At 44.2% G+C, this 6,398-nt stretch carries 4 protein-coding genes; 2 read left to right on the forward strand and 2 right to left on the reverse strand.

What is annotated here, in order from left to right; all coding sequences use genetic code 11:
• Positions 1-129 precede the first annotated feature (129 nt).
• Together znuB and znuC are read right to left on the reverse strand one after the other, a co-directional pair.
• Complete coding sequence (gene znuB, locus AB4307_RS12530) at positions 130-915, reverse strand: zinc ABC transporter permease subunit ZnuB (protein ID WP_372132005.1); 786 nt, start codon at positions 913-915, stop codon at positions 130-132.
• On the reverse strand, positions 915-1,694 hold the full coding sequence (gene znuC, locus AB4307_RS12535) for a zinc ABC transporter ATP-binding protein ZnuC (RefSeq protein ID WP_017061943.1): 780 nt from the start codon (positions 1,692-1,694) through the stop codon (positions 915-917). The genes znuB and znuC overlap by 1 nt, the downstream gene beginning before the upstream one ends.
• A gap of 83 nt (positions 1,695-1,777) precedes the next feature.
• On the opposite strand from znuC, the gene znuA reads away from it, so the two are divergent.
• Both znuA and AB4307_RS12545 read left to right on the forward strand, forming a co-directional pair.
• Entirely contained in the window at positions 1,778-2,668 is an 891-nt protein-coding gene (gene znuA, locus AB4307_RS12540; protein ID WP_372132007.1) for a zinc ABC transporter substrate-binding protein ZnuA, read from the forward strand.
• A gap of 268 nt (positions 2,669-2,936) precedes the next feature.
• Complete coding sequence (locus AB4307_RS12545; protein ID WP_372132077.1) at positions 2,937-6,299, forward strand: helix-turn-helix domain-containing protein; 3,363 nt, start codon at positions 2,937-2,939, stop codon at positions 6,297-6,299.
• Positions 6,300-6,398: the final 99 nt, after the last annotated feature.

A 6,398-nucleotide genomic window follows, 5' to 3' on the forward strand; every position in this document is an offset into this window, starting at 1 on the left:
CACATTTCAGGACGGGACAAACGATATTAAAAAGGCTTGGTCACTGACCAAGCCTTTTTTATGTTCTCGGGATACGAGATTAGAAATCGTCCTGCTAAGTGCTAAGTGCTAAGTGCTAAGTGCTAAGTGCTAAGCTCGGCTTCTAACCATTTGAGATAGCATAAACATTGCTGCCGCACTGATAACCACAGACGGGCCAGCAGGCGTATCATAGAACCAAGACAAGTTTAATCCACCGAATACAGCGATAGAGCCAATAATTGATGCAAGGAAGGCCATCTGCTCAGGTGTGCTCGAGAACTTCCTTGCCGTTGCTGCAGGAATAATCAGTAGCGATGTCATGATTAACGCACCAACAAACTTCATACCGACAGCAATCACGATACCGACCAATAGCATCAGAATCAGACGCATTAAATCAATGTTGATGCCATCAACCGCCGCGAGATCTTCGTTAACCGTCGTTGATAGTAGTGGTCGCCAAAAGATAGCAAGTACTAATCCAATCACAGCAGCACCCGCATAGATGAATACCAAATCAGTCGGTGATACTGCAAGTAAGTCGCCAAATAAATAGCTCATTAGGTCGACACGAACATTGTCCAAGAAGCTAACGGCTACAAGACCCAAAGACAGTGCACTGTGTGCCAAAATACCGAGTAGGGTATCGGTCGCGACTAGCTTTTGTTTTTGCAATGTCACGAGTAACACGGCCAGCATCAAACAACAAATCAGCAGCGCGAAATACAAGTTAATGTTGAACAGAAAGCCAAGTGCTAAGCCCATCAAAGAAGCGTGAGCAAGCGTGTCACCAAAGTAAGCCATCTTACGCCACACCACGAATGAACCTAGTGGGCCTGCAATTAGTGCAATACCCAAACCCGCCAAAATAGAGGGAAGAAGAAACTCAAGCATTAGTGGTGTCCGTGTTTATGGTTTGAACATTCATGCACGTCGCCTTCGACAGGCTGGCCTGCGAGATCATGATGGTGATGTTCGTGTTGGTGATGATAAAACGCTAGCGTCTCTTGGGTCGCGGTGCCAAAGAGCGCAATATACGAAGGATGGTGTTTGATGTCTGCAGGTGCGCCTGAGCAACAGATGTGGTGGTGTAAACAGATAACATCGTCTGTTTTTGCCATCACTAAATGCAGATCGTGTGAAACCATAAATACGGCACAACCAAAGCGGTGGCGAATGGTGTCAATCAAGTCATACAGGTCTATTTGCCCTTGAACGTCGACGCCTTGAGCCGGTTCATCGAGAACCAGTAGATCTGGTCTTCTTAGCAATGAACGAGCAATGAGCACACGTTGGTTTTCTCCGCCAGATAGCTGGTGCATGTTACTCTTCTGCAGATGTTCAGCACCAACAAGCTTCAATGCTTCAAGGATCTCTTGCTGACTGAAATTGCCAGTGAGTTTTAGAAAACGCTCTACGTTGAGCGGTAGGGAATCATTGAGCTTTAATTTTTGTGGTACATAGCCAATTTTCAGTTTTTTAGCTTTTGTTATTGTGCCTGAAAATTTGGTCTGTAAACCCAGTACCACTTTTACTAATGTCGACTTTCCTGCACCGTTTGGCCCAATCAGGGTGGTGATTCTGCCGCGCTCTAAATTTAGAGAGATGTTGTCTAGAACTTTTCGACCGTCAAATTCGACGCTCACAGAATCTAGTTGGATTAAGTTATCCATGAATAGAACTCATTTGCAATTCGCTAATGTTATAATGTAACATTTACCTCAAGCCTAAGCTACTTTTCTATTATCGAGGGATTATGTCACGTTCATCTTTTATACTTGCTACTTTGCTTTTAGCGCCAAGTGTCGCAAGTGCCAATACTATTCTAACAAGCTTTAAACCAATTCAAATGATTGTGACAGAATTAACGCAAGGCGTTAGTGAGCCGGATGTGTTGATGAACAGCAATGCTTCGCCGCATGATTATGCGCTTAAGCCATCGGATGTCAAAAAAGTTCATAGTGCCGATATGGTCATCTGGTTCGGCCCTGACCTAGAAGCCTTTCTGACTAAGGTGATTGGTTCAAAAGAAAATGTTATCAAGATCAGTGATATTCCCGGAATCAACTTGCGAGAGTTCGGACACGAAGAGCATGACCACGATGCACATGAAGGGCACCACCACGGCAGCCACGATCCACATTTTTGGTTGGGTATCGATCAGGTCGAAGTTGCTGCGAAATACATTTCAGATAAGTTAATTGAAACTGACCCAGGCAACGCAATGGCTTATCAAGAGAACCTAGATTCATTCTTGATTGCATTGGATGAGAAGAAGCAGTCTATTCGCGAACAACTGGCGCCAATAAAAGACAAAGGTTACTACGTTTTCCATGATGCATATGGTTATTACGAAGAAGAATTTGGTCTGAATAACTTGGGTCATTTCACAGTAAGTCCAGACCGTAAACCGGGAGCAAAAAGCCTGATTGCGATTAAGAAAACGATCGTACAAGAAAATGTTCAGTGTGTGTTTTCTGAGCCTCAGTTTACGCCTGCAGTGATTGAATCTGTGACTCGTGGAAGCAACGCTAAGCAAGGTCAGCTAGACCCTGTTGGTTCTGATGTTGAAGTGAAAACCGGAAGTTATTTCGATTTTCTTCAGCAACTTACCGATAGTTACACAAGCTGCTTAAACGCAAAGTAATTCGTAGAAAGTATCTTTTACTGCACTTTGCTCTCGATATTGTATGAATAGTGCCGCTTTTTGCGGCATTTTCGTGACCGCTAAGATAAAACCTCCTAACAAATAACAAACCTCCTTTCTCCTTTTCTAATTTCCGCTAAAATGGAAAGATAATAATAAGCACAAAAAAACTCAGTTTTTGGTTTAGCAACGATAAGACGTTGTGGTACCCAAAATTTCATGTGTTGTTGCTGTTCAGGATTAAGAGTTGTATCGAATTATCTTCAAAATGTTCATGTTAATGAGCATTTCATTTAGCGTTCTAGCGGTAAATACCTCGCCCTCCGTTTTCTATCCTTTGCCCGCTCAAGCGCAAGGGAATTTCCTTGCGGCTAAAAACTTGTATTTAGGTGCCGGAGGTGGGCTCTGGGTTCATGATGTGCATGGAAAAGTACTCTTTTACGATGGTCGAACTCTATTCCCTCGCAAGGGAAGCTTACTGCAATTTTCTTCGGAAAGAGTCGCCTTTCTGAACGATGAGTTTTGGACATTTTTCGACAATGAGGTCTATCGACATAACCCTGGAATTGGCAACGAATTGGCGTTTAGCCTAAGTCCCGGCGCTGAAATAGCGAATATCGGTGCATCAGGCGATTATATTTGGGTTACTGACGGCAGTAATTTCTATACCTACAACACTCAATCTTTAGAATTCAACACCTACTCTCTACTTAAACTGTACCGATACAATAACAGCAGTGACATTGCGATTAACGACGCTGAGTGGGTACTATCAAAGTGGGTGCTAGCGACCAGTTCTGGCGTTTACCTTTCAGAGAATCAAGAGTTTACCCATGTCACCGCATCAGACAAAAACCATATTGAGACGGTTTATTTTTCGAATGCTCGACGTGAGTTAGTGATCGGTACTTTAAATGGTGCTGTGATTGTTGATCTCGCGAACCCAGACAAAGAGACCATCGTTAAAGGGTCGCATGTTCTCTCGTTGGCCGAAACTTCGGACCAGTATTGGATTGGTACAGAGCACGGCCTTATTAGCTACAACTTTATTACGGGACAAATTACTCGATTCGAACAAGCCGCTAGTCAAGACTTCTCGTTACCGGGTGAGAAAATATATTCGTTGATAAACGATCATGCTGGTGGTATGTGGGTTGCGACAAACAACGGTATCCGATACTTCTCACTGTTCAGCAAAACCTTCTCGAGAACACCCCTAACTGGAATGGGCATGCATTCGAGTAGTGTGGTGATCAATAAAGTACTGCCTGTCAGTGACCAGTTATCTTGGGTCGCGTCTTCAATGGGGCTCTACTTGGTTGATTCTGAAAGTGAAGAGAACCCAATTCGTGTTTACTCTAACCCTGTTAATGATTTTGAGATCTTTGGCTCTTCCATTTGGTTGGCGACCGAACAAGGTATCATCAGTCTAAATACGGAAACACTACAACCCGAAGCCCTTGATTTACCAAGGCCAATTGAGGGAGTGCGTGTTGAAAACCTTGCGCTTCAAGCCGATAACGTTCTTTGGATGACCTCTGGGCAAAACCTCTATTCGTTATCTATCGAAACCATGAAACTGACGAGTTATGGCACTGACTGGTTAGTCGACAAGTTCTTGCCTGCGAAGATCACCGCTCTCAATGTAGGCTTGCTAGGTCGCATCTATATAGGAACGGATCATGGCTTCTACTCGTTCATTGATAAACGAATTAGCTTTAGTCGTTCCAGCGAACGGTTTGGCAAAGTCGTCGATATTGAAAAAGCGAAGGATGGAGCGCAGTGGTTTGCGAGCAGTTATGGCGTGTATCGAATCCCGGATGACAGCTCTATTATTCAAGAAATCACTCTTGTTGAAGACAATATTAGCCCCAACTGCCTGATAAGCGATGACAATGGTGTTTGGTTAGGCTCTTCGAAAGGCATCAGTTATTACGGATTGGATGGGCAACTGCATAAACACATAGGTTCGCCATTTGGTTTGATCACCAATGAACTGGCGGCAGGAGCGTGTGCTCTTTTTTACAGTCAAGATAGCCAACCTTCGAGGCTTGTTTTCGGCTCAAAGTATGGTGTAGTCAGCGCGTTATCTAACGAGTTACTGGTATCAACTACACCTCATAGCCGTGCCTTGTTGAGTAAGATAAGTGTCGACCAACAAACGGTATCACTTGGCGGGAAAACGGCAGAGCTGGATGAGATTCCTTATGGTTCATCGATGGGGTTTAAGCTAGGTATCTTACCAGCAACGTTCGCACCTGCGATGGAATACCGACTGAGCGACGATGAACCTTGGAGTGAGTTTGAAGGGGGCTTGTTAACGCTCGATCATCTTCTTCCAGGGGATTACACACTTGAAGTGAAGCCGGTTAAAGACTCCCATTATCGCTTTGTGTCAACCAATCAAAGCTTCTCGATTGCGGAGCCTTGGTATCTGACCAATTGGGCTGCAGCAAGCTCTCTGATATTACTGATTGGCGTTGTGACTATCTTAGTCTTTTGGCGTTCGCGTTATGTCACTTTTGCCAACCGGCACTTAAAAGCGCAAGTTGCACTGAAGACAGACCAATTGAGGCACCAAAGCCGGATATTACTCGCCACTAATCAACAGCTTAAAAAGCAGCTATCCGTGAAGAATGCGCTTGTGTCTCACACTGCCAATGAACTCTCTTCTGAAGTGAATCATATTGCTGCGATGCTCCCGAATTGGAATGACGAGCTCGGGAAGTCGCCGATTCTAACCTTGAAAAATGGCTTAGCTCAATTGAGTAATACGCCTCAAGGAGAAGGGCAAGTTTGTTACGATATAATTTTAATCTTAGAGGTGGTACTCAAAGCTTGGCAGGATGACTTAACCAAAGCCGGTATTGAACTGGATATTAAAGTCGAAACAAAACAACGATATGTCTCGTTGCTGTATTTTAATCTCGATATTATCTTCAATAGCTTGGTTGCGAGCATCATCAAGAGAAACTTTAAGTCGCAGAGTATGGTGGTTCTGGTTGAAGAGGTTAAGGAGCATCTTGTTGTGACCATTCGAGATCATGGGATGCCTTTCCCTAAACTGGCATCAAGCATGGGTGACAATACCGGAAAGTCGACCGACCTTAACATCGAAAAGCTGCCGCTATTGATGAATCAGAGCGGTGGTGAGCTTAATGCCTTTGTTTCGGAGTCTCAAAATAAGGTTCAGCTTTCGTGGCCAATTGAGTATCAAGTACTCGACAATCTTGAAGCCAGCACAATTGAACAGATTGAAACCATTAAGCTTGCCGCCTCAACACCAGAGCAACAAAAACTGACAGCGGAACAAGAGTGGAAGAACAGAGTGTCGCAGCTTGTGAGTGAAAACTACGCTGATGCCGAGTTCAGTACTGCAACTGCCGCTAAGTATTTGTTTATGTCTGAGAGAAGCTTACAGAGACGCTTTAAATCGGCTTACAACAAGACCTTCAAAGAGCACTTGAATGAAGTACGTCTAGAGCATGCGTGTGAGCGCTTACTCGCTGGAGAGAAGATCTCTGATGTGGCGTTTGATTCGGGGTTCAATGACCCTTCCTATTTCAGTCAAAGGTTTAAGCACCACTTTGGCATGTCACCATCTAAGTTTGCTGAAAACAACGAAGAGTAGCACGCAGCGGATACTCAGCTAGAACATAAATAAAGATACTTTAGCCTCGACATTCGTGTTGGGGCTTTCTTATGCTTCTACGAGATACGAGATACGAGA

Source organism: Vibrio sp. 10N.261.52.C2 (genome assembly GCF_041471425.1).
In the GTDB taxonomy this organism is placed as follows: Bacteria; Pseudomonadota; Gammaproteobacteria; order Enterobacterales; family Vibrionaceae; genus Vibrio; species Vibrio crassostreae_C.

What these genes read in the sequence shown, in the direction of transcription:
- znuC (WP_017061943.1), bottom strand. Translation starts at nt 1,694, where the DNA reads ATGGATAACTTAATCCAACTAGATTCTGTGAGCGTCGAATTTGACGGT.
- znuA (WP_372132007.1), top strand. Translation starts at nt 1,778, where the DNA reads ATGTCACGTTCATCTTTTATACTTGCTACTTTGCTTTTAGCGCCAAGT.
- znuB (WP_372132005.1), bottom strand. Translation starts at nt 915, where the DNA reads ATGCTTGAGTTTCTTCTTCCCTCTATTTTGGCGGGTTTGGGTATTGCA.
- AB4307_RS12545 (WP_372132077.1), top strand. Translation starts at nt 2,937, where the DNA reads ATGTTCATGTTAATGAGCATTTCATTTAGCGTTCTAGCGGTAAATACC.